Here is a 22,603-nt window from a genome sequence, read left to right as displayed (position 1 = left end):
TCTCGTCTGCGCCTGAAACGACGAATTGCCACTTCTGGCTCTCAACACCGAGGTGTGGGAGCCAGAAGTGGCAATTCGAGAAGGGGTGCGGCCCGGGTCAGTGAGCCTGGTGGTCAGTGGGACTGCAGCGTGCGGATGCGCAGCAGGACCTGGTCGCGCAGCTCGGTGGGCGCCTGGTCCTTGCATGCACGCTTGACGGCCTCGGTCAGGACCAGGCCGACCTTGTGCTCGCCGGAGCAGTCGACGCAGTTCTCCATGTGCTCTCGGATGTCCGCCGCATCGGCGCCCTTGAGCTCATGGTGCAGGTACTCTTCGAGCTCCTGCTTGGCCTTGTCGCATCCGCAATCGGTCATGATCTGGTCCCTGCTCCCTCGTCCGGCACTGCCGTAGTGTCGGTGCTCGTGCTCCCGGCGCTCGCCCCGTTGGAGGCGACGCTCGCGGTGGTCTTGGTGGAACGGCGACGCGACGTCTCTCCGACGGCGATGCCCCGCTCCTTGGCGTACTCGCCCAGCAGCTCGCGCAGCATGCGACGGCCGCGGTGCAGCCGGCTCATCACGGTGCCGACCGGCGTCTTCATGATGTCGGCGATCTCCTGGTAGGAGAACCCTTCGACGTCGGCGAAGTAGACGGCCATCCGGAAGTCCTCGGGCACCGCCTGAAGGGCGTCCTTGACCGCGGAGTCGGGCAGGTGATCGATGGCTTCGGCCTCGGCGGAGCGTCCGACCGGCGAGGTGGCGGATTCGGCGCTGCCGAGCTGCCAATCCTCGAGGTCGTCGATGGTGCCCTGGTACGGGTTGCGCTGCTTCTTGCGGTAGCTGTTGATGAAGGTGTTGGTGAGGATCCGGTACAGCCACGCCTTGAGGTTCGTGCCCTGCTGGAATCCGGCGAAGGCCGCGTACGCCTTGACGAAGGTCTCCTGCACCAGGTCCTGCGCATCGGCGGGGTTGCGCGCCATCCGGAGTCCGGCGGCGTACAGCTGGTCGATGAACGGCAGCGCCTGCTCCTCGAAGAGCGCGCGAAGGTCGGACGGGGAGGGCTTCGGGGCGGCGGCATCGTCCGCCTCTGCCTCGTCGGCCTCGTCCTCTGCGTCGAGGGCCTCTTCGATCGTGTCCTCGGCCTCGTCGACCTGTTCAGCATCGACCTGTTCGGCATCGACGTCTGGGGCGAGCTCGGCCGGGACCGGCGCCTCTCCGGCCTGCTCGAGGGCGGTCTCTTCCAGCACTGCGGGGGCGGACTGGTCCGCGGGATTGCTCATCGCGCTCCAGCCTAGTTCGCCGGGTTCGCGCGGTCCGGCGAAGGTGGGAGCCGTCGTGGAACGGGGGCGCACGAGCAGTGCTGTCATCATCGCCGTCCCATCCTCTCGATGCGTCTCTCGATCCGCCGGTCGGCGGTGGCCAGTACTGTAGGTAACCGATGGGCATCTTGGGGTATTCCTCGCCGCAGTTCGAGCTGCCGGGCGACGAGTTCGAGTCGCGGGTGGCCGTTCCGCCGCCCACCACGGCATGGCTGGCACCGAATGCGACGGGCCCGCTCGGCTCCCGCGTCGCTCTTCCCGGATCGAAGTCGCTGACCAACCGCGAGCTGGTCCTCGCGGCCCTCGCCGAGTCGCCGTCGCGCCTGATCGCGCCCCTGCGCTCGCGCGACAGCATCCTGATGATCGATGCCCTGCGAGAGCTCGGAGTGACCATCGATCCCGTGAACGGGACCGACACGGGCTTCGGACCCGACCTCGTCGTGACGCCCGGCGAGCTCGGCGGTGGCGTCTCGGTCGACTGCGGCCTGGCCGGCACGATCATGCGCTTCCTTCCCCCTGTGGCCGGCCTGGCTCTCGGGCCGGTGACCTTCGTCGGCGATGCGGCCGCGTCGCGACGCCCCATGCGGACGACGATCGACTCCCTGCGCGCCCTGGGCATCGACGTGAGCGACGACGGCCGCGGCACCCTCCCCTTCACCGTGCACGGCACGGGACGGATCGAGGGCGGCGAGATCCAGATCGACGCCTCGGCGTCGAGCCAGTTCGTCTCCGGTCTGCTGCTCGCCGCCGCCCGCTTCGAACGCGGTCTGACACTGCGTCACACCGGCGAGCACCTGCCGAGCCTTCCGCACATCGAGATGACCATCGCCGTCCTGCGCGACCGCGGGGTCGAGGTGAGCTCGCCCGAGACCGGCGTCTGGATCGTCGAGCCGGGTCCGATCGCCGGTCGCGAGGTGGTCATCGAACCCGACCTCTCCAACGCCGCACCCTTCCTCGCGGCTGCGCTCGTCGCCGGAGGATCGGTCACGATCCCCCGCTGGCCCGAGTCGACGACGCAGGTCGGCGACCATCTGCGCGACCTGCTCGCCCGCTTCGGCGCCCAGGTCAGCCGAGTGGGCGACGCCCTCACGGTCGATGGGCAGGAGGGAGTGATCGGCGGCCGGAAGTTCGCCGGGATGGACATCGACCTCAGCGCCGGGGGCGAGCTCGCCCCCGCGATCGTGGCGCTCTGCGCCCTCGCGACCGGTCCCAGTCGAGTCACCGGGATCGGACACCTGCGGGGCCACGAGACGGATCGGCTTGCCGCGCTCGCGACCGAGCTGAACGCGATCGGCTGCCAGGTGACCGAGCTCGAGGACGGACTCGCCATCCGCCCGGGACAGCTGCGCGCCACGGATCGGATGTGGGGCGCCTACGAGGACCACCGGATGGCGACGGCCGGCGCGATCCTCGGGCTGGCCGTTCCTGGCATCATCGTCGACGACATCACCACCACGGCCAAGACGATGCCCGACTTCCCCAAGCTGTGGTCGCAGATGCTCGGACGGATCAACACGGGCGGCTTCACCCCGAACCTGGAAGTGCCGGAGTGACCGTCGCCAGGGCGTGCCTGTGAGGGGACGGCAGTGAGCTGGCTCGACGACGCCGACGACGACGGGCCGTACGGCGAGTACGACGAATCGGCCGCACGGGTGCGCCCGAATCCCAAGGGCAACCGACCACGGTCCAAGCAGCGCCCCGAGCACTCCGACGCGCAGCGCGGCCGCGTGCTCACGGTGGATCGCGGCCGCGTCGGCGTGCTCGTCCGCGAGGGCGAGGACGACGAGCACGAGATCTTCGCCAAGCGGGCCCGCGAGCTCGGTCGCAACTCGATGGTCACGGGCGACTTCGTGGATGTCGTGGGAGATGTCACCGGCGAGGATGGCACGCTGGCCCGGGTGGTCCGGATCGCGCCGCGCACCTCGCTGCTGCGCCGCAGCGCCGACGACACCGACGCCGTCGAGCGGATCATCGTCGCGAACGCCGATCAGATGCTCATCGTTGTCGCCGCCGCGAATCCCGAGCCGCGCACGCGCCTCGTCGACCGCTATCTCGTCGCCGCCTTCGACGCCGGGATCGAGCCCATCATGGTCATCACCAAGACCGATCTCGCCGACCCGACCGAGTTCCTGTCGGAGTTCGCCGTCCTCGATCTCGATGTGATCACGAGCGCCTCCGACGATCCGCCCCTCGACGCCCTCTACGAGCGCCTCGTCGGGCACACCACGGTTGCGGTCGGGCACTCGGGTGTCGGCAAGTCGACGCTCGTCAACGCGCTCGTCCCCACGGCCGACCGCGCGGTCGGGGTGGTCAACGAGGTGACCGGCCGTGGACGCCACACCTCCTCGTCGACGGTCTCCCTGCGGGTGCGCGCGCCGGGCGGCGGCACCGGCTGGATCGTCGACACCCCCGGTGTCCGTTCATTCGGCCTCGGCCACGTGGTCAAGGAGAACGTGATCCTCTCCTTCGCCGCGCGGGCGATCGTGCCGGACGGGGATCCGCCGGACGGGATCGCGCTGCGCGACGCCCATGACTGGGAGATCGTCGATCGGGTCATCGACGACCTCGAGCTCGGCGAGGTCGGCAAGCGCCGGCTCGAATCGCTCACGACCATCCTCACGAGCCTCGGCGGCACCGCCCGCGCCGGGGAGGCGGACAGCCCGTCGCTAGGCTGATCGCGTGAGCGACCCTGCACCTCAGAACGACGACGGCGCCCCTCTGTTCGACCTCGCGGACGATCTCCGGCTGGCCCGCGACCTCGCCGACATGGCGCATGTCATCTCGGTGGACCGCTTCCGCGCGCTCGATCTGAAGATCGAGACCAAGCCCGACCGGACTCCCGTGACGGACGCCGATCGGGCCGTCGAGCAGGCGCTCCGAGCGGCGCTGCGCGAGTCCCGTCCGCACGACCGGATCCTCGGCGAGGAGTACGGCGGCACCCGCGAACCCGGTCGACAGTGGATCCTCGACCCCATCGACGGCACAGCGAACTTCCTCCGCGGCGTGCCCGTATGGGGAACGCTCATCGCGCTCGCGGTCGACGGGATGCCCGTGGTCGGCGTGGTCAGCGCCCCGGCGCTCGGCCGGCGCTGGTGGGCGGCCCGCGGCGAGGGCGCGTGGACCGTCGACTCCCCCGGCGCAGATGCCCGCCGCATTCGGGCATCAGGCGTGCAGACGCTCGCCGACGCCTCGGTCAGCTACAACAGCCTCAAGGGCTGGATGGAGTGGGGCCGCGGACCGCAGCTGCTCTCGCTCGCCGAGCAGGTCTGGCGGACCCGCGGCTATGGCGAGTTCTGGTCGTACATGATGGTCGCCGAGGGCACCGTCGACATCGCCGGCGAACCGGAGATGCAGCCCTACGACAATGCGGCGCTCATCCCGATCGTCGAGGAGGCGGGCGGCCGCTTCAGCTCGTTCGACGGCGTCGCTGGTCCGTGGGAGGGCACCGCGCTCGCGACGAACGGGCTCCTGCACGACGCGACCGTCTCGGCCATCTCCGTCGCCTAGACCCTCGGGCGTCAGGAGAACCGCCCCGGGCCTCTGGCGGATCAGGCGCATTTCGCGTGTTCGCTGATCCGCGCAGATTCAGGCGGCCTTGACCCGCTGACGCAGGTCGAAGATGCCGAGCACGAGTGCGACGGCGATCAGCGAGAGCGACACCAGCAGGCCATTGCGGTAGCTGTCGTGGTAGATCGCCAGCCCGGCGTCGCTTCCGCCACCCTCCGCATAGAGGGTGGAGAAGAAGGTGGAGGATGCGGCCGCGACTCCGATGGCCGTGCCGATCCGCTGACCCAGCTGGCCCATCGAACCGGCGACTCCGCCCTCCGAGACCGGCACATCGGCGAGGGTGAGCGTCTGATTCGGCGAGATCACGAATCCGCCGCCGAGCCCGGCGACCGCGAGCGCCGCCGCCATCAGCCACGGCGTGAGCTCGCGCGGGGACAGCGTCGCCGCCAGCACGGCAAGACCGAAGCCGACGAGGACCACGGCCAGCCCGGTCACCACGAGTGAGCGCCCGCGCTTCTCCACCAGCCGTCCGCCGATCGATGCGGTGACGGCCGAGACGAGCGCGAACGGGATGGTGACCATGCCCGCGAAGACCGCCTGCAGGCCGAGGCCCTGCTGCAGGTAGAGCGTGGTCAGCAAGAAGGTGGCAGGCAGCGCGGCGAAGTAGGCCGTCGCGATGAGCAGCCCGTTGCGATACGAGCCGAGCTTGAACAGCGCGAATCGCACCACCGGCGTCTTGCCCCGGTCGGCGTAGCGGTGCTCCCAGAGGGTGAACGCCGCTGCGAACGCGACCGCGCCGATGAGGAAGAACCAGCGTCGCGGATCGTCCGTCGGCCCGCCTGTGGTGAGCACGAACGGGAGCATGAGCGTGAGGATCGCGCCGCCGAGCAGCGCGATGCCGACCGGATCGAGGTCTGCCGGCCCGCTGGGGGCCATCTGCTTCCGCGGCAGAAGGCGGGCGGCGAAGAAGAGCAGCGCGATGCCGAGCGGGATGTTCATCCAGAACAGCAGCCGCCAGCCGTCCTGTTCGCCGCCGACGAAGATGAGCAGACCGCCGATGGTGGGCCCGAAGGCGGTGCTGAGCCCGATCGTCGCGCCGAACGTGCCGAACGCACGCGCTCGCTCGGCCCCTTGGAAGAGCTGCTGCAGTAGCCCGATCACCTGCGGCATCTGGATGCCGGCGGCGATGCCCTGGAGGAAGCGGAAGATCAGCAGGAATGTGGTGTTCGGCGCGAGCGCGCAGGCCAGGCTCGTCAGGGTGAACAGGCTGACGCCGATGAGGAACATGGTGCGTCGGGAGGCGATGTCCCCGATCCGGCCGGCGGGCACGAGCGCGAGGCCGAAGGCGAGCGCGTACCCGGCGACGATCGACTGCAGCTCGGAGGGACCGGCACCGAGGGACGCCTCGATGGAGGGCAGTCCCACGTTGACCTTGGACAGGTCGAGGATGGTCAGCGCCGCGACGGCGACGCAGATGATGAAGGCCCTGCGCTTGGTGCGCTCGTCGATCTCGGGAGCGCCGTCCGACGCACTGGTCGAAGGCGAGGTGGACATCGATTCCACGGTATACCCGCCGTGGGGGCAGTCGCCTGCGCCCCCGTCAGCTCGGCGAGCGGAACCCTCGCTCGACGCGGGCGCGAACAGTGCCAGGATCGACGGATGCGCATCGACGGCATCGAGCTGCGGGTCGTGACCCTGCCCCTGGTCTCCCCCTTCGTCACCTCATTCGGCACTCAGACCGAGCGCACGGCGCTGCTGGTGCGAGCAGTCGCGGACGGCGTCGAGGGGTGGGGCGAGTGCGTCGCCCTGCCCGAGCCGGTCTACTCCAGCGAGTACGTCGTGGGCGCCCTCGACGTCATCGAACGGTTCCTCGGCCCCGCACTGCTGAAGGAGTCCGACCTCACGGCGGGTCGGGTCGGACCCGTGCTGCACTCGTTCGTCGGCCATCGCATCGCCAAGGCCGCCCTCGAGATGGCGATCCTGGACGCGCAGCTCCGGTCCGCGGAGCAGAGCTTCGCGGACTACCTCGGAGTGACGAAGGACCGTGTGCCGAGCGGGGTCTCCGTCGGCATCCAGCCGTCCATCGCAGATCTCGTCACGGCCGTGGGCGGCTATCTCGACGAGGGCTACCAGCGGATCAAGATCAAGATCAAGCCCGGCTGGGACATCGAGCCGGTAAAGGCGCTCCGTGCGGAGTTCGGCGAGATCCCGCTCCAGGTCGATGCGAACTCGGCGTACACCCTCGACGATGTCGCGATCTTCCAGGAGCTCGACGACTACGGGCTGCTGCTGATCGAGCAGCCGCTGTACGAGGACGATATCCGACTGCACTCGGTGCTCGCGCGGATGATCAGCACCCCGATCTGCCTCGACGAGTCGATCGTGTCAGCGCGGGCGGCGGCGGACGCGATCGCCCTGAACGCGGCGCAGATCATCAACATCAAGCCGGGCCGGGTGGGCGGCTATCTGGAAGCCATGCGGATCCACGAGCTGGCCTACTCCGCGAGCATCCCCGTCTGGTGCGGGGGCATGCTCGAGACCGGGATCGCCCGCGGCGCGAACGCCGCGCTCGCGGCGCTGCCCGGCTTCACCCTCCCCGGCGACATCTCCGGGTCCGACCGGTTCTACCGGGAGGACATCACCGAGCCGTTCGTGCTCGAGGACGGCTTCATCCGCGTGCCGACCGTTCCGGGCATCGCCCGCCTGCCGATCATGGACCGCCTCGAGGAGGTCACCGTCAGCACCCGGTGGATCGGCTCCGACCCGCGCTGAGCGGATGGGCTCGGCTCAGAGCGCCTTGGCCGCGGCGACGAGCACCTGGTTGAGGCTCGGTGCGCCCTCGGCGCGGAACACCTCGGCGCCGGCCGCGTTGCGGATCAGCACCGTCGGGGTCGCCTCGATGCCCTCCGCCTCAGCCTCGTCGACATGCGCGACGACGTCGAGATCGGCGAAGCTCGCTCCGGGAATGAGCCGTGCAGCCTCTTCGAGCACCGTGCGGGTCTGCATGCACGGACCACAGAACGCGGACGAGAACAGGACAAGCTGCACGGTCTGCACCTGCACGAACGACACCTCTCGACGAACCGGGCTCACGTGAGCCCTCAACAGCGGCGATGGTGGCCGGTTGTGGAGATGGGGGGAATTGAACCCCCGTCCACTGCTGTAATTCCGCGCCTTCTACGGGCGTAGCCAAAGAGAGCGTTCTACTCGGCTCCGACCTTTGCCCTTGGCATCCAGGTCGACGAGCCCAGTCTCAGTTCAAGTCCCACGACGCCCTGAGACACAGCGTCATAGCAAGCCCTCTAGCTGACGCCAGCATCCGCGACGAGGGCACGCGCGGGCTGACGGACTTCATGGCTCTGGCTTAGACAGCGAGAGCGAAGTCGGTGCGCTTGGAATTGGCACCTGTTGTTTGCAGAGATCGTTAACGAGATAACCCTGCATCCTCGGCCCGCTTCTCACAGTCATGCAGGCAATGTCGAAACCGATCATCCCCATGCGTGCCTTCCGACCGGTTCGCACCGGCCTGTGAAGGGGCCACCATCGCGCTGTTGAGTTGTGTCGCCGCCCTTTCGGACGGCTCATCAGTGTAGAACATCGGTCCGACCGGATCTATGCCCATCGGACGTGGGCCGTCCAACCTGTGTTGCTAGGTTGACCGGCGTGAACCTGGATTCCCCCAACGCTGCAGACGCAGATCCGACCCTCCCCGCAGAGTTCGCGGCTCTGGCGGAGTCGACGTACGTCTCCTTCACCACGTTCCGCCGCACCGGAGTCGGGGTCTCGACCCCGGTCTGGATCGCCCGTGCCGGCGATGCGCTCGTCTTCACGACCAGCCGCGAGTCGGGCAAGGTCAAGCGGCTGCGCGCCCGCGGAGACGTCCTCCTGCAGGCCTGCGACCGCGTCGGCGCGATCCCGGACGGGGCACCGGAGGTCGTCGGCCGCGCGGTTGTCGTCGAGGACCCCGACGGAATCGCGGAAGGCATCGCAGCCATCATCGGCAAGTACAAGGATGCGGCCACCCGTCTCATCGGCGGCACGGGCGACCGGATCGCCGCCACCCGCGTCGTCATCCGGATAGCGCCGGCAGCCTCGCCCGCCGATTGAACCGTTCACGCAAGCGGAGATCGGCTGATGAGGCCGGTTTCGACGCTGGATGAGACCCGAAGTCCGCTTGGGTGAACGCGGCGGACCCGTCGAGCGGCCCTAGTCCCCCAGGTTGCGCTGCGTGCCCATGGCGCGCTGCGCCTCGCGGGTGTCCTGACGCTCGCGCAGGGTCTGGCGCTTGTCGTACTCGCGCTTGCCCTTGGCGATCGCCAGCTCGACCTTGGCCTTGCCGTCGTTGAAGTAGATCTGCAGGGGAACGAGGGTGTAGCCGCCGTCACGGATGCGGTGGCTGATCTTGAGGATCTGCTCTTTGTGCAGGAGGAGCTTGCGCTTGCGCCGAGTGGCGTGGTTCGTCCAGGTCCCCTCGGTGTACTCGGGGATGTGCACCGCGTCGAGCCAGATCTCGCCGTTGTCGATGTACGCGTAGCCGTCGACCAGGGACGCGCGGCCCATCCGGAGGGACTTCACCTCGGTGCCGTAGAGCACCATCCCGGCCTCGTAGGTGTCCTCGATGGTGTAGTCGTGCCGCGCCTTGCGGTTGGTCGCGACGACCTTGCGACCCTGTTCCCGTGGCACGACGACTCCTGATCTTCCGCGCTGCTTCCGCCGGCGCATCCGCCCGCGGCGTCTCCGCAGGCAGCCGTTCAGTCTACGCGCGATCGCGGCCCACGTGGGGCCCGCCGGGGTCAGACCCGCAGGTGGCGGCGGATCGCGATGTTGGCCGAGCCCGCAGCCAGCACGACACCCACTCCGACGAGCAGCGGGACGACGACAAGGGCATCGGACATCGTCACGAACGAGAATCCGAGGTTGGTCTGGGCGAGATATCCCTGCACGAAGAACTGCACAAGAGCGACGATCACACCGCCCGCGAGCAGCGACCCCACCAGCGAGGCGAGCACCCCTTCGAGCACGAACGGCGTCTGGATGAACCTGTTCGACGCCCCGACGAGTCTCATGATGCCGAGCTCTCGCCGTCGTGAGTAGGCGGAGAGGCGGATCGTGGTCGAGATGAGGAGGCTTGCGGCGATGAGCATGATCGCGGCGACGCCGATGGCCGTGATGCTCGCCGTGTTGAGCACGGAGAAGATCTGGTCGAGGAACTTCCGCTGATCCACCACGCTGTCCACGCCGACGAGCCCGGCGAAGCTCTCGCGGAGCACGTCTGCCTGCGACGGGTCCTTGAGGTTCACCCAGAACGTCTGGTTGAGCAGATCGGGCGTGACGTAGTCGACGACGGCGTTGCCGGCGAACTGCTGCTTGAAGTTGGCGTACGCCTCGTCCTGGTTCTCGAAGTAGAAGGTCTGGATGAGCGGCGCGAGCGTGGGTGATTCGAGCTGCGCCTGGACGGCGGCGACCTGCTCGGGCGTCGCACCGCCTGCCGCGCACGCCTCGCTGCCGACCGTGCCGTTGCACATGTAGATGGCGACCTGAGCCTTGTCGTACCAGAACGTCTTCATCTGGCCGATCTGCATCTGCAGCAGCGCGGCCGCGCCGACGAAGGTCAGCGAGATGAAGGTGACCAGGACGACGGAGACGACCATCGACAGGTTGCGGCGGAGGCCCTGCCAGACCTCGGCCCAGATCAGTGCGATTCTCATGCGGTGGGTCCGACTTCCTGGCCCGATGTCTGCTGGGGGTGGGCGTCCGGGCGACGCAGTCCGAGCCGCACGGCGAGCGCGAGGGCGTCGTCATCGTCGTCGACCATCCGGCTCAGCCTGTCCTGGGGCGACGCCGACTCGGGCGCGGCAGGGCGGTTGGACGGGACGGGAAGCGGCGGCAGCGGCAGATTGCGCTGAGCCGCGAGCGCCGCGGACAGCGGATGCCGGCCGGGCGATGCCGGTCCATGATCGCCCATGGTGGGCACCGGCGCCGTGGACGCCGCGGCTGCGGAGACCGGCGCGGGCACGGGTGCTGCAGCGGGTGCTGCCGCAGACGCCGCGACGGGCGCGATCGGTCCGGTGACGGTCGCCGAGGCGGGTTGCGAAGCGGGCGAAGAGCTCGGCTCGGTCCGCTGCACCGGAAGCCGCGGGAACGATCCGGTCATCGTGGCGGTGGACCCCTGCAATGAGGGAGCGCGTGAGATGACCGGCACAGGCTCGGTGGAGACGCCACCGGCGCTGCCGCCTGAGGCCGGCAACGGGCTCATCGGCTCGACGACCGGGAAGCGCTGCGGGGTCGCGGAGACCAGCGGCGTGGTCGCAGGCCACGCTGGGCTCACCCCGAAGACCATCGGTGCGGGCTGCGTGGACGGGCTGGATGACGCGGCTGTGTCGGCCGTCGAAGCGGCAGGTGCAGATGCCGGCGGAGTGCTCTCGACAGCGGGAGGCATGCTCACCGAGAACGGGCTCGCATGCGGCGCAGCCGCAGCATGCGCGACCGGCTCCGTGGGCGTCTGCTCGCGGGAAGCCTGGTACTCGGACGTCCGGCTGCGAAGCGCGTCGTACCGCGGCGAGTGGGATCGAGGCGACTCGGTGCGGGGCGACTCGATGGGCGCAGACTCCGTCGGAGCCGACTCGGTGCGAGGCGACTCTGTGCGAGCCACGTCATAGCGAGGCGCCTGCGGCTGGCTCGCCGAGGGGATGATCGGCTGTGCACCGGTCGCCGCGAAGTAGGCGGGGTGCTCGGCGGTGGTGGAGGCGAACAGCGGAGTTGACGCGAGGGTCGACTCGAACAGCGAGGTGGCGGACGCCGCCGGCTGCGCGTGATGGTCGGCCGATGCCAGGATCGGGGCCTCGGCCGCGTGTGGCTCCCCGAGCGCTGCTGCGGTGGCTGCCGGCACTGACGTCGGTGCTGGGTTCGGGGCCGCCGTCTCTGCGGCGAACATCGACTGCACGATCTCGACGTGCCCGCTCTGCAGTCGGTGGTCGGTGATGGACTGGTGCTCGGAGGACGACCCGTCGCGTGCGCCCTGATGGGAGCCTCGGTCCGCGGCCTCGCCCGCGGAATCTTCGGCGGAATCCTCCGCGAGGTCATCGGCGAGAGACCACGATCCGGATGCCGCCGTCGGGGTGGGGGCGGCGACCGGCTCGACGACCGAGTCGGTGCGGACGAACACCGGCTGGGTGCCGGGATAGGCGTCGGGCTGCCGCCGGGCGGCGGCGGGCGCGAGCTCCACGGGTCCGGTGAACAGCCTGCCGAGAGGATCGGCCGACGCTGCCACCGACGCTGACGCCGCCGCGTAGGACGGTACTGGCCCGGTCGCCATGGCTCCGGAGGGGGTCGACGCCGTCGCCGCGGAGGCACCTGCGGCCGCCACCACGGGAAGGTCGAGCGAGGTGGTGTAGCCGCCCTCGACCTCGTCGCGGATGATGTCGCCGCCGATGAGCTCGATGACGCGGCGCTTCATCTGGTCGACGATGCCCACATCGTGGGTGGCCATGACGACAGTGGTGCCGCTGGCGTTGATCTGCGCGAGCACCTGCATGATGCCCTGGCTGGTGGTCGGGTCGAGGTTTCCGGTCGGCTCGTCGGCGAGCAGGATGGCCGGCTTGTTGACGACGGCGCGGGCGATCGCCACGCGCTGCTGCTCGCCTCCCGAGAGCTCGTGCGGGAGGCGCTCGAACTTGCCGCCGAGGCCGACCATCTCGAGGACGTCCGGCACGGCCTCCTGGATGAAGCCGCGGGACTTGCCGATCACCTGAAGGGTGAAGGCGACGTTCTGGTAGACGGTCCGGCCGGGAAGCAGGCGGAAGTCCTGGAAGACGACGCCGAGGCTGCGGCGGAAGTACGGGATCTTGCGGTTGGAGATCGCGCTGAGCCGCTGGCCGAGCACGTGGATCTCACCGGAGGATGGGCGCTCCTCCTTGAGCACCAGGCGCAGGAAGCTGGACTTCCCGCTGCCGGATGCGCCGACCAGGAAGACGAACTCCCCCGCCTGGATCTCGACGTCGACGCCGTTGAGCGCGGGCTTGGAGTTGCCCGGATAGAGCTTGGTCACACGGTCGAAGCGAATCATGGCCCCTCGAGCGTATGCAGGCCCGGTCCGGATGTCGCCGCGACACCCTGACCCGCCGAGTATTCATACGTTCCGGCTCCATGTGCACGAAATTCCGCGCACACGATGCACCTTTCGGGCACAGGAATCCGCTGCGATCGGGGCGCACCGGCGGACGCCGTGTCGCGTGGAGTACCTACGAAACCGGCCGATGTGCGCGGAATTTCGCGCACATTCGGCCGGAACGTAGGAAGGGTCGGGGCTAGTCGACCTTGGTCTTGCGCCAGCGGATGCCGGCGTTGATGAAGCCGTCGAGATCGCCGTCGAAGACGCTGCTCGGGTTGTTCACCTCGTGCTCCGTGCGGAGGTCCTTGACCATCTGGTATGGGGCGAGCACGTAGCTGCGGATCTGGTCGCCCCAGCTGGCCGTGATCGTGCCGGCGAGCTCCTTCTTCTTCGCGCTCTCCTCCTCCTTCTGCAGGATGAGCAGGCGTGACTGGAGCACCCGCAGCGCCGCCGCGCGGTTCTGGATCTGGCTCTTCTCGTTCTGCATCGAGACGACGGTGCCCGTGGGGATGTGGGTGAGGCGCACCGCGGAGTCCGTGGTGTTGACCGACTGGCCACCCGGTCCCGAGGATCGGAAGACGTCGACCCGGATGTCGTTCTCGGGGATGTCGATGTGCTCGGTCTCCTCCATCAGAGGGATGACCTCGACGGCGGCGAAGCTGGTCTGGCGCTTGCCCGCGGCGCCGAAGGGCGACATCCGGACGAGGCGGTGGGTGCCCGCCTCGACGGACAGGTTGCCGAAGGCGTAGGGGGCGTCGACCTCGAAGGTGGCGGACTTGATCCCGGCCTCCTCCGCGTACGAGGTGTCCATCACCTGCACCGGATACTTGTGCTGCTCGGCCCAGCGCAGGTACATCCGCAGGAGCATCTCGGCGAAGTCGGCGGCGTCGACGCCGCCGGCACCTGCTCGGATGGTGATGACGGCCGGCCGGGGGTCGTACTCGCCGTTCAGGAGCGTCTGCACCTCGAGCTCACCGAGCAGCTTCTGCAGGCCCTTCAGCTCGTCGCCTGCTTCGAGCGCGACCTCGTCCGCTGCTGCGCCGTCCGCTTCGTCGTTGACGAGCTCGACGAGCACCTCGAGGTCGTCGAGGCGGCTCTCGATGCTGTTCAGCTTGGCGAGCTGCGCCTGCGCGTGGCTGAGCTCGCTGGTCACCTTCTGCGCCTTCGCGGGGTCGTCCCAGAGATCGGGCACACCGGCCGCTTCGGAGAGGGTCGCGACGCGAGCACGGAGGTCATCCACGTCGATCACGGCTCGGATGTCGGAGAAGGTGGAGCGGAGATCGGAGATCTGCGCCGAGAAGTCGAGTTCGGCCATGGCCTGCCGAGTCTACCGCCGGGGCTGTCCGGCGATCCGACCGGCAGAAGCGTCGGATCGGGTCAGGAGTAGCCTCGGAGGGACATGACGAATGCTGCGCCCGAGTTCCGTTGGCGCAGCATCGCACTCCCGGCCCTGCTGCCGACTCTGCTCTTCTCGACCGGCGAGGGCGCGATCCTGCCGATCATCCCCGTGGTGGCCACCGATCTCGGCGCCACGCTCGCGGTAGCGGGTCTGATCGCCGCGATGGTCATGATCGGCGAGCTGGTCGGCGATGTGCCGAGCGGCTGGATCGTCGCCCGCGTCGGCGAGCGGGTGGCCATGCTCGGCGCCTCCTCGCTCGCGCTGCTCGGCCTTGTGCTCAGCGTCTTCGCCCCGAATCCGTTCCTGCTCGGCCTCGGCATCTTCTTCGCGGGGCTCGCGACGGCGGTGTTCGCGCTCGCCCGGCACGCGTTCATGACGAGCTTCGTGCCCATCGCCTACCGCGCACGCGCGCTCTCGACGCTCGGCGGCACATTCCGCCTCGGCTATCTGGTCGGGCCGTTCCTCAGCGCGGCCGTCATCCACATCACCGGCGACACGAAGGCCGCGTTCTGGATATTCGTGGTCGGCTGCCTCGGCGCCGCCATCACCCTGCTCCTGCTGCCGGATCCCGAGACGACCTTCGGCGCGGCCCGCCTCTCCCGGGCGCAGACGAACACGGGTGGAACCGCGACCGTCGCCCCGACGGAAGCGCGGATGGGCCTGTTCAGCACCCTGGCGGCCCGGCGGGATGTGCTGCTGCGCCTGGGGGTCGGCTCGGCGATCGTGGCGGCACTGCGCGCCAGCCGCCAGGTGATCCTGCCGCTCTGGGCGGTCAGCATCGGCCTGGCCGACACTCAGACGGCGCTGATCATCGGCATCGCATCCATCGTCGACTTCGGCCTGTTCTACGCCGGCGGGCAGATCATGGACCGATTCGGCCGCCTGTGGACCGCCCTGCCGTCGATGATCGGACTCGGCGTCGGCCACATCGGCCTCGCCCTCACCTCGGGGCTCCCCGGCCGCGAAGGCTGGTTCATCGTGCTCGCGGTCTTCCTGTCGCTCGCCAATGGCATCGGCGCCGGGATGCTGATGACCATGGGGGCCGACCTCGCGCCGCGCCGAGATCCGGCGCCCTTCCTCGGGGCCTGGCGGTTCACCAATGACGCAGGCGCGGCGGCAGCACCGGTGGCCGTCGCCGGGCTCACGGCGCTCATCTCGCTGCCGTTCGCCGCGGCCACCCTCGGAGTCCTGGGACTGGTCGGCGCAGGAGTTCTTCTGCGCTACGTGCCGCGCTTCGCGAGCGGTCGGACCACCTGAGCCGCGGCTCGCTCAGCTCAGCGGGTTGCCGTCGCGATCGGTCGAGGCATGGGTGTACATCGCGTCTGCTGCCTGCTCGAGGAACTCGGTCACGGTGCCGATGTTGTCGCCATCGAGGAACTTGGTGACGCTCGCGACGACCTGGTTGAACTCGACGTACATCCGGTCGGAGACGGTCTTGCCCTCCGCGGTGAGCTCGATGAGGGTGCTGCGCCGGTCGGCGGGATTCGGCAGCCGGCGGAGCAGCCCGGCGGTCTCGAGCCTGTCGAGAATCGCGGTCACGGCGCCGGTGGTCATCTCGAGGGCGGTCGCCAGCATCTTCGGGGTGACCTGGCCGGCCTGGCCGATGCGGCTCACGGCGCGCACCTCGGTGGGACCGAGCTGGTCGAGGGTGGCGAGGCGGTGCCGCACCGAATCGGCGGAGCGGATGAGCCGGATGGTCTGAGCGGTCAGCGCGTCGATTTGGTCGTCCGTCACGACAGTCGAGCCTATCCGGCGCGCTAGTCCGACGATCTCGCCGTCACCGGCGCCGTCGTCTTCGAACTCTTCCTGGCGCATCGACACCGCGGCTCCCCCGACCTGTTTGATTGCTGATCCCAAGATAGTGCTTCAGGTTCCATGAAGCTTTGATCTTGAGCAATCCTTCACCGGCAATCCGCGGCGGCCCGGTCGACTCCGCACCCAGGGGCTGAGGCGGGGAATCAATCCGGCTCTGCGAGAGTTGATGCAGGCATGGCGTTCATACGCACGCATAGATCGTTCGCGACAGATCGGACAGCACCCATGGCGGCACCACTCGAATTCGGCATCGACACCTTCGGCGATGTGACGAGGACGGAGGATGGCGCCGAGGTCGGCTACGCCCAGGTCATCCGAGACGTCGTCGAAGAGGGCGTCCTCGCCGACAGCGTCGGCATCGACTTCATCGGGATCGGCGAGCACCACCGCGCCGACTTCGCCATCTCGGCACCCGAGATCGCGCTCACCGCGATCGGCGCGCGCACCGAGCGCATCCGGGTCGGCTCGGCCGTGACCGTGCTGAGCTCGGACGATCCGATCCGCGTCTTCCAGCGCTTCGCCACCCTCGACGCCGTCACCAACGGTCGCGCGGAGGTCATCCTCGGCCGCGGCTCCTTCACCGAGTCGTTCCCGCTCTTCGGCTACGACCTCGCGCAGTACGAGGAGCTCTTCTCCGAGAAGCTCGACCTCTTCGGGCACCTCCTCGAGGAGGGGCCGGTCAACTGGGAGGGCACCTTCCGCCCGCCGGTGGTGAACCAGCGCGTCTTCCCCACCACCGAGTCGGGCTCGCTCAAGGCGTGGATCGGCGTCGGCGGCAGCCCGGAGTCGGTCGTTCGGGCCGCCCGCTACGGCCTCCCGCTGATGCTGGCGATCATCGGCGGCGACCCGAAGCGCTTCGCGCCCTACGTCGACCTGTTCCACCGCGCGCTCGCCCAGCTCGAGATGCCCGACGACCTGCCGATCGGCGTGCACTCCCCCGGCTACGTCGCCGAGACGGACGAGCAGGCCTCGGCCGAGTTCTTCCCCGGATTCAAGGAGAACCGCGACAAGATCGGCAAGGAGCGCGGTTGGCCGCCCATGGCCCGCGGCGAGTTCGACCAGGAGGTTCGGCACGGCTCCCTCTACGTCGGCTCGCCCGAGACGGTGGCGCAGAAGATCGCCGCGACGGTGCGCGCACTCGGCGTGCAGCGCTTCGACTTCAAGTACAGCGCCGGCCCGACCTCGCACGCCAAGCTGATGAAGAACATCGAGCTCTACGGCACGAAGGTCATCCCCCGCGTGCGCGAGCTGCTCGCCTGAGTGCTGCCCGTCCCGCGGATCAGAGGATGAGCGCGCTCATCGCTGCGCGCCCATGCCTCGGCCGACCAGCACGGCTGACAGGACCGTGAGAAGCGCGCCGATGCCGACCGCGGCGAGGACGACGACGGGGATCTGGCCGCTGACCGCAAGCACGATGGGCGGGAGGGACGGCACCAGCGAGACGAGCTGGAGGATCACGAAGGCGAGCGAGGGCCTGCGCCTGCCCGACCAGGCGAAAGGCACGAGGACGATGGCGGCCAGGGCCATCGCCGGCATCAGGATCGCGAGCAGCACGACGACGACGTCCATCCCCGAACCGTCGAAGCCGATGTCCGAGACCGCGGGGATGGCTGATGCCACGAGGAGGACGACTCCGAGGATGAGGCCGATCCGCAGGCTGATGGGTCGGCGGGCGGACCGTGCGGGCAGGGCAGCGGACGAGGTGAGTGACATGGGATCTCCGGAACTGTGGCGGCGGATGGCGCCCGACTGGGGCCATGGCCGATCGTCGCCCTCGCATCCGCCCATCTCACGGGGGCGCAGCCGTGCTCACCCGGGAAGGATCGACGAATCCACCTGATCCGGGTAGGGGCGCACCCCTACCCGCCGACGTCCTGACACCGCCAGACTTCGGTCATGGAAGTGGACCCGATCCGCGTGCTGGTCGCCGATGACCATCCGATCGTCCGGGGCGGACTCGTCGCGCTCCTCGACACGCTCGATGGGGTCGAGGTGGTCGCGCAGGCAGCGGATGGAGCGGCCGCCGTCCGTGAAGCCGTCCTCAGCAGGCCCGACGTCGTCATCCTCGACCTGCGGATGCCGCACCTCGACGGCGTCCAGGCGGCGCGACGGATGGCGGTGGAGGTGCCGGAGACCGCCGTGCTGGTGCTCACGATGTTCGACGAGGACGAGCTCATCGCGGATGCACTCGCCGCCGGCGCCCGCGGATACCTCCTCAAGGGCGCGGAACCGGAGGAGATAGAGCGGGCCGTCCGAGCCGTGGCCGCGGGAGGCGCGATCTTCTCTGCGGATGTCGCGTCCCGAGTCCTCGGCCGGTCGCGCGCATCTGAGCCTGCTCCCGCGTTCCCGCAGCTCACTGCTCGCGAACGAGAGGTTCTCGACCTCATCGCACGCGGAATATCGAATGCGGCCATCGCGACCAGGCTGGGCATCGCCGCCAAGACCATCGGCAACCACATCTCGGCGATCTTCCTGAAGCTGGGAGTCGCAAGCCGGCCGGAAGCCATCGTCCTGGCTCGCGAGAGCGGCTTCGGCGCATGACCGCCAAGCGCATCGGACTGGTGCTCGCCGCGCTTCTCGCACTCGCCGCGATACCTCCCGCTCTGGAGATCGCCCCGGATCCCGAGACAGACAGCGTGGCGCTTCCCCTGATCGCGCTCGCCATCACGGTCGCCGTCGCACTCGCCACGCTGGTTCTGCTCATTCCCGCCTGGCGGGGTGGCCGACGGTCCAGCGTCGCGATCGCCGTGCTGGCGCTCCTCGGCGCCATCCCCTCCCTCCCGGTCTACTTCCTCCCCGCCGATGTCGTGCCGGCGGGCGGCGTCGTCGCAGCGGCCATCGGGACTCTCCTCTGCCTGACCGCGTTCGCCCTCGTGCTCATCGATGTGTCGACGTTTGTCCTCTACCTCGTCACATCGCTCGCGGTGGTCGCCATGTACGCGATCGTGGTGGCCGTGGCCTCGGAGTTCCTGCCCGCGGCGGCCGATCGAACGGTGCACACCGTCGCCGCGATCTCATTCGCACTGCTCTTCGGACCGCTGCTGTCCCTCCTCCGGCGCGCGGTGGGCCGCAGCATCTACGGCGATCGCGCCGATCCCGCCCGCACGGCGCTCAAGATCGGGTGGGGAGCCACTGAACGACAGGACGGCACCTCCGCTGCCCTGTCGGCGACCGCCCGCGCCCTGCGGCTGCCCCGATTGGAGCTGCAGCGCTCGGGCAGCACCGTCGCCGACTCGGCGGCATCCCCCACCGTCACGCCCAGCCGCCGCGTAGTGGAGATGCCTGTGGATGTGGAGTCGGATCTGATCGTCCGGGTCACCCTCCGTCCGGGCGAGCGGCGTCTGCACTCCCGGGATCGGGACGCCCTCCAGCTCGTCGCCCTGTCCCTCTCCCATCTCGTTCGGGAGACGCAGCTCCTCGAGGACCTCCGCCTCGCCAGAGCCGGCATCGTCGAAGCCCGCAGTCGCGAGCAGGTGCGGCTGCATCGCGATCTGCACGACGATCTCGGCCCCCTGCTCACCGGTGCCGTGATGCGAGCCGATGCCGCTCGCAATCAGATGTCCGCGGACGATCAGGCCCGTGCGAATCTCGACCTGGCGCGTGCGGACCTCCGCAGTGCGATCGCTCACCTGCGCCGAGTCGTCGAAGGCCTGTGGCCGCTCGATCTCGAACAGCGTGGCCTCTGGAGCGCCGTCGAGCACCGCGCCGATCGCGCGGGAGCATCGCTGATGCTTCCGGCCGCGCGCCCCGAGCTCTCGGCGGCGATCGGTCTCGCCGCGTTCCGGATCGTCGGAGAAGCCCTGACCAACGCCGAGAAGCACGCGCAGGGTCAGCCCGTCTCCGTGACCCTGGCGCTCACCGCGGGCAGCCTGGAGATCGAGATCGCCAACGAGGCGACGATGAGCCGACCCGTCGGAAACGGGATGGGTGTCCCATCCCTTCGGCACCGAGCCGAGGAGCTCGGCGGCCACGCGGACATCGGACCCGTGCCGGGCGGCTGGCGGGTGTTCGCCCGGCTGCCGAACGCCACCGCCGTCGACCTCGAGGAGGTCGAGGCACCGGCATGACGGCTACTGGAAGACGCTGCGCGCGGTGGAGGTCACCTCGATCAGAACACCGTCGGGCATCAGAGGCGACAGGACGGGTGGGTGCCAGGTGGCGGCGAGGGTGACGATCGCCGAACGGCCATCGCTCGTCTCCGCCCGGATCACGCTCAGCTCGTCGAAGCCGTCCGCGGATGGAGCGAGGTCGAGGTACTCCTGCACCGCGGCGACAATGGATCCGGAGTCCAAGGTCGCGCGCACCTCGCCATCCAGCACAGCGACTCCCTCGAGCTCGTAGGACTCGGCTCCACTCAGCGCCGCACCGTCGGCGAGCGAGAACAGCCGGGCTCGGGAGAGGTAGAGCGAGCTCGCGGACGCGGCGACGAGCACCATCGCGAGCGCCAGCGCCGTGAAGATCGCGATGAGCGGAAGGGTCGAGCCCTCCTCGCTCCGCAAATGTGGCTTCCGGATGACGTTCATGGTCCGACCCACAGCATGGATACTCGCTGACTCGCCGATGCCTCGACCGGGATGGACGACGCGAGTCCAGAGGACATCGATGGAGGAAGCAGCGGGAGCGGCACGGTCGCGCGCACGGCGATGGTGACGATTCCCGCACGCTGCAGACAGGTCGCGGGATCGGGGGTGCAGCTCACCTGCACTTCCGCGGTTCCCTCGTCGACGCCGAAGTCGGCGAGCGCGTAGCGGACGGCGAGATCCGCGCGATCCCGGGCAGCGGCCGGCGTCTCGGTGCGGACGTAGACCCGTGCAGCCTGTCGGGCGGCGCCTTCGACGGCGAACGCTGCGCCCTGCACCGCGGCGAGCGCCAGCACGAGGTAGACGAAGGGCACGAGCAGCAGCACACCGGCGGTGACGAACTCGACGGACGCGGAGCCGTCCTCCATGCCGTGGTCTCGGCCGGTGAGGCGTGGCGGCTCATTCGGGGACCTCCTCCACGGCCGCATGGCCCGTCACCTCCAGTCCCTCTGAGACTCCGAGGAGGGCGATCACAGGCAGGGCCCCGGTCACCCGCACCTCGGTCGCCGGATGTCCGAGCCATTCCGTCTGCCCCACGGCGACCGTCACGGGATAGCCGTCTCCGAGCGCCAGCGCGATGAGCTGCCGCGTGCGCAGCTCGCCGTCGCCTGGAACGGCGTCCGCCAGAGCAGCGATCCGCGCGCCCTCCGCCGCCGCGTCGGTGATGGTGTTGCGCACATGCAGCGCGACCCCGAGCTGGATGACGGAGAGGGCGAGGAAGCAGAGCATCGCGCTGACGAGCACGAACTCGGCGGGAGCGGATCCGGTCTCGTCCCGCAGCGGCGATCGTGCGCGGACGCGTCGACGTGGAGCCGCGGACCCGGTCATGGCAGTGGCGGCGGTCAGATCGCGGAGACGCGGGAGATCGCCTGCTCGAAGACGGTGCTGAGCGCCGGACCGGCGAGACCCCAGATGAGCAGGACGAGGCCGGCGGTCATGAGCGTGATCAAGACCCAGCCCGGGACATCGCCCCTCTCGTCGGACAGACGGGGAAGCACACTGCGGAGGTGCCAGAGGAGTGCACGATCCGCCCTGCGAACCGGGCGGACGGTGGTCGAGACTGCGGCGCGAATCGGGGAAGGCGAGGCGGGTGAGTTCGTCATGCTGGCGATTGTGGTCGCATCGGAATACCGGTGTCGGAAGTTATCCACAGAACATGGCCTGGTCGGCTTCCCTGCGGCGACTCCCCCTCGCGTCGTGCGCATCTGGCGGCTTCGCGCCGATCCAGCGAGGATGGGTTCCCACGGCCGAGCCCAATGAGGAGGCGGGGAGACCATGCTCGAAGCGCTCGCGGGAACCGGATTGGCGGCCGCCGCCGGCCTCAACGCCTACATCCCGTTGCTCGCCCTGGGCCTGCTCTCCCGATTCAGCGACCTCGTGGCCCTTCCATCGGGCTGGACCTGGCTCGAGAACCCGTGGGTGCTGGGCATCATGGGAGCCCTGTTCGTCGTCGAGGTGATCGCGGACAAGGTGCCCGCCCTCGATACCGTCAACGACGTCATCCAGACCGCTGTTCGTCCGGCGGCCGGCGGCATCGTCTTCGGCTCGGGCACCTCCGCTCCGACAGCAGCGGTCTCGGACCCGAGCAGCTTCTTCGAGTCGGGCAGCTGGATCCCCGTCGCGATCGGAGTCGTCATCGCGCTCGTCGTGCACCTCGCCAAGGCCGGCACCCGCGCTGCAGCGAACACCGCGCTCGCCGGGATCGCCGCGCCAGGACTCAGCGTCGCCGAAGACGTGGTCAGCGTTCTCCTCGTCGTGTTCGCGATCCTGCTGCCCGGGCTCGTCGTCGTGGTGCTCGCGGGTCTCATCGCCGCCCTGGTGATTGTCATCCGCACCGCTCGGCGGGTGGCCGCTCGCCGAAGGGAGAAGGCGGCGCTCGCGGCCCTCTGAGCACACCG

24 protein-coding genes and 1 other RNA gene are annotated in these 22,603 nt (G+C 69.3%); 10 read left to right on the top strand and 15 right to left on the bottom strand.

Annotated features, from left to right (window positions below; genetic code table 11):
* Positions 1-113: 113 nt before the first annotated feature.
* Together E6C64_RS17230 and E6C64_RS17225 are read right to left on the bottom strand one after the other, a co-directional pair.
* Positions 114-353, bottom strand: coding sequence for a zf-HC2 domain-containing protein (locus E6C64_RS17230; RefSeq protein WP_136428911.1), 240 nt, complete (start codon positions 351-353; stop codon positions 114-116).
* A complete protein-coding gene (locus E6C64_RS17225) occupies positions 350-1,105 on the bottom strand; it encodes a sigma-70 family RNA polymerase sigma factor (protein WP_136429327.1) in 756 nt (251 codons plus the stop codon). The genes E6C64_RS17230 and E6C64_RS17225 overlap by 4 nt, the downstream gene beginning before the upstream one ends.
* A 308-nt stretch (positions 1,106-1,413) precedes the next feature.
* On the opposite strand from E6C64_RS17225, the gene aroA reads away from it, so the two are divergent.
* The 3 genes from aroA to E6C64_RS17210 all read left to right on the top strand — a co-directional run bounded on the left by aroA (position 1,414) and on the right by E6C64_RS17210 (position 4,801).
* Complete coding sequence (aroA, locus tag E6C64_RS17220) at positions 1,414-2,847, top strand: 3-phosphoshikimate 1-carboxyvinyltransferase (RefSeq protein ID WP_136428910.1); 1,434 nt, start codon at positions 1,414-1,416, stop codon at positions 2,845-2,847.
* Positions 2,848-2,880: 33 nt separating this feature from the next.
* On the top strand, positions 2,881-3,969 hold the full coding sequence (gene rsgA, locus E6C64_RS17215) for a ribosome small subunit-dependent GTPase A (RefSeq protein WP_136428909.1): 1,089 nt from the start codon (positions 2,881-2,883) through the stop codon (positions 3,967-3,969).
* A 91-nt stretch (positions 3,970-4,060) separates the two neighbouring features.
* Positions 4,061-4,801 carry an inositol monophosphatase family protein gene (locus tag E6C64_RS17210; RefSeq protein WP_136429325.1) on the top strand — a complete coding sequence of 247 codons (741 nt, stop codon included), beginning with the start codon at positions 4,061-4,063 and terminating at the stop codon, positions 4,799-4,801.
* A gap of 78 nt (positions 4,802-4,879) precedes the next feature.
* Here E6C64_RS17210 and E6C64_RS17205 read toward each other — a convergent pair whose 3' ends face one another.
* Positions 4,880-6,355 (bottom strand): MFS transporter, encoded by a 1,476-nt coding sequence (locus tag E6C64_RS17205; RefSeq protein WP_136428908.1) that lies wholly within the window; start codon positions 6,353-6,355, stop codon positions 4,880-4,882.
* Positions 6,356-6,460: 105 nt separating this feature from the next.
* Here E6C64_RS17205 and menC point away from each other — a divergent pair, with 105 nt between their 5' ends.
* On the top strand, positions 6,461-7,573 hold the full coding sequence (menC, locus tag E6C64_RS17200; RefSeq protein ID WP_136428907.1) for an o-succinylbenzoate synthase: 1,113 nt from the start codon (positions 6,461-6,463) through the stop codon (positions 7,571-7,573).
* Positions 7,574-7,588: 15 nt separating this feature from the next.
* On the opposite strand, the gene E6C64_RS17195 is transcribed toward menC, so the two are convergent.
* Positions 7,589-7,864: a thioredoxin family protein gene (locus E6C64_RS17195; RefSeq protein ID WP_233255697.1), complete on the bottom strand. Its 276-nt coding sequence runs from the start codon at positions 7,862-7,864 to the stop codon at positions 7,589-7,591.
* A gap of 61 nt (positions 7,865-7,925) precedes the next feature.
* Positions 7,926-8,297: a transfer-messenger RNA gene (gene ssrA / locus E6C64_RS17190) on the bottom strand.
* Positions 8,298-8,464: 167 nt separating this feature from the next.
* Between ssrA and E6C64_RS17185 the strand changes: the two genes are divergently transcribed.
* Positions 8,465-8,908, top strand: a complete 444-nt coding sequence (locus E6C64_RS17185; protein ID WP_233255696.1) for a PPOX class F420-dependent oxidoreductase — start codon at positions 8,465-8,467, stop codon at positions 8,906-8,908.
* Positions 8,909-9,007: 99 nt separating this feature from the next.
* On the opposite strand, the gene smpB is transcribed toward E6C64_RS17185, so the two are convergent.
* The 4 genes from smpB to prfB form a co-directional block, all read right to left on the bottom strand.
* On the bottom strand, positions 9,008-9,484 hold the full coding sequence (gene smpB, locus E6C64_RS17180) for an SsrA-binding protein SmpB (protein ID WP_136428906.1): 477 nt from the start codon (positions 9,482-9,484) through the stop codon (positions 9,008-9,010).
* A 110-nt stretch (positions 9,485-9,594) separates the two neighbouring features.
* Positions 9,595-10,509, bottom strand: coding sequence for a permease-like cell division protein FtsX (gene ftsX, locus E6C64_RS17175; protein ID WP_136428905.1), 915 nt, complete (start codon positions 10,507-10,509; stop codon positions 9,595-9,597).
* Complete coding sequence (gene ftsE / locus E6C64_RS19595) at positions 10,506-12,866, bottom strand: cell division ATP-binding protein FtsE (RefSeq protein ID WP_136428904.1); 2,361 nt, start codon at positions 12,864-12,866, stop codon at positions 10,506-10,508. The genes ftsX and ftsE overlap by 4 nt, the downstream gene beginning before the upstream one ends.
* 241 nt (positions 12,867-13,107) lie before the next feature.
* Positions 13,108-14,226 carry a peptide chain release factor 2 gene (gene prfB / locus E6C64_RS17165; protein WP_136428903.1) on the bottom strand — a complete coding sequence of 373 codons (1,119 nt, stop codon included), beginning with the start codon at positions 14,224-14,226 and terminating at the stop codon, positions 13,108-13,110.
* Positions 14,227-14,310: 84 nt separating this feature from the next.
* On the opposite strand from prfB, the gene E6C64_RS17160 reads away from it, so the two are divergent.
* Entirely contained in the window at positions 14,311-15,567 is a 1,257-nt protein-coding gene (locus E6C64_RS17160) for an MFS transporter (protein WP_136428902.1), read from the top strand.
* Positions 15,568-15,579: 12 nt separating this feature from the next.
* Here the strand turns inward: E6C64_RS17160 and E6C64_RS17155 are convergent, their stop codons facing one another.
* Positions 15,580-16,044 (bottom strand): MarR family winged helix-turn-helix transcriptional regulator, encoded by a 465-nt coding sequence (locus E6C64_RS17155; RefSeq protein WP_158437915.1) that lies wholly within the window; start codon positions 16,042-16,044, stop codon positions 15,580-15,582.
* A gap of 306 nt (positions 16,045-16,350) precedes the next feature.
* On the opposite strand from E6C64_RS17155, the gene E6C64_RS17150 reads away from it, so the two are divergent.
* Positions 16,351-17,385: an LLM class flavin-dependent oxidoreductase gene (locus tag E6C64_RS17150; RefSeq protein ID WP_136428900.1), complete on the top strand. Its 1,035-nt coding sequence runs from the start codon at positions 16,351-16,353 to the stop codon at positions 17,383-17,385.
* A 36-nt stretch (positions 17,386-17,421) separates the two neighbouring features.
* Here the strand turns inward: E6C64_RS17150 and E6C64_RS17145 are convergent, their stop codons facing one another.
* On the bottom strand, positions 17,422-17,838 hold the full coding sequence (locus tag E6C64_RS17145) for a hypothetical protein (protein WP_136428899.1): 417 nt from the start codon (positions 17,836-17,838) through the stop codon (positions 17,422-17,424).
* A gap of 183 nt (positions 17,839-18,021) precedes the next feature.
* Here E6C64_RS17145 and E6C64_RS17140 point away from each other — a divergent pair, with 183 nt between their 5' ends.
* Both E6C64_RS17140 and E6C64_RS17135 read left to right on the top strand, forming a co-directional pair.
* Positions 18,022-18,666 (top strand): response regulator, encoded by a 645-nt coding sequence (locus E6C64_RS17140; RefSeq protein ID WP_136428898.1) that lies wholly within the window; start codon positions 18,022-18,024, stop codon positions 18,664-18,666.
* Positions 18,663-20,192 carry a sensor histidine kinase gene (locus E6C64_RS17135; protein ID WP_136428897.1) on the top strand — a complete coding sequence of 510 codons (1,530 nt, stop codon included), beginning with the start codon at positions 18,663-18,665 and terminating at the stop codon, positions 20,190-20,192. Before E6C64_RS17140 ends, E6C64_RS17135 begins: the two co-directional genes overlap by 4 nt.
* 3 nt (positions 20,193-20,195) lie before the next feature.
* On the opposite strand, the gene E6C64_RS17130 is transcribed toward E6C64_RS17135, so the two are convergent.
* From E6C64_RS17130 to E6C64_RS17115, 4 genes are read right to left on the bottom strand one after another with little or no spacing between them, the layout of a single operon-like run.
* Positions 20,196-20,648, bottom strand: coding sequence for a pilus assembly protein TadG-related protein (locus tag E6C64_RS17130; protein ID WP_136428896.1), 453 nt, complete (start codon positions 20,646-20,648; stop codon positions 20,196-20,198).
* Entirely contained in the window at positions 20,645-21,073 is a 429-nt protein-coding gene (locus tag E6C64_RS17125) for a hypothetical protein (RefSeq protein ID WP_136428895.1), read from the bottom strand. The genes E6C64_RS17130 and E6C64_RS17125 overlap by 4 nt, the downstream gene beginning before the upstream one ends.
* A 31-nt stretch (positions 21,074-21,104) precedes the next feature.
* Positions 21,105-21,533: a TadE/TadG family type IV pilus assembly protein gene (locus tag E6C64_RS17120; RefSeq protein ID WP_233255695.1), complete on the bottom strand. Its 429-nt coding sequence runs from the start codon at positions 21,531-21,533 to the stop codon at positions 21,105-21,107.
* A 14-nt stretch (positions 21,534-21,547) separates the two neighbouring features.
* The gene (locus E6C64_RS17115; protein WP_438941876.1) at positions 21,548-21,778 is read right to left on the bottom strand and encodes a hypothetical protein; all 231 of its coding nucleotides are present in this window, start codon (positions 21,776-21,778) and stop codon (positions 21,548-21,550) included.
* 202 nt (positions 21,779-21,980) lie between these two features.
* On the opposite strand from E6C64_RS17115, the gene E6C64_RS17110 reads away from it, so the two are divergent.
* Complete coding sequence (locus E6C64_RS17110; protein WP_136428893.1) at positions 21,981-22,595, top strand: DUF4126 domain-containing protein; 615 nt, start codon at positions 21,981-21,983, stop codon at positions 22,593-22,595.
* The last annotated feature ends 8 nt before the right edge of the window (positions 22,596-22,603 follow it).

Source organism: Naasia lichenicola (genome assembly GCF_004801885.1).
GTDB classification, from domain to species: Bacteria; Actinomycetota; Actinomycetes; order Actinomycetales; family Microbacteriaceae; genus Naasia; species Naasia lichenicola.
This window is presented reverse-complemented; position numbering and strand designations above follow the sequence as displayed.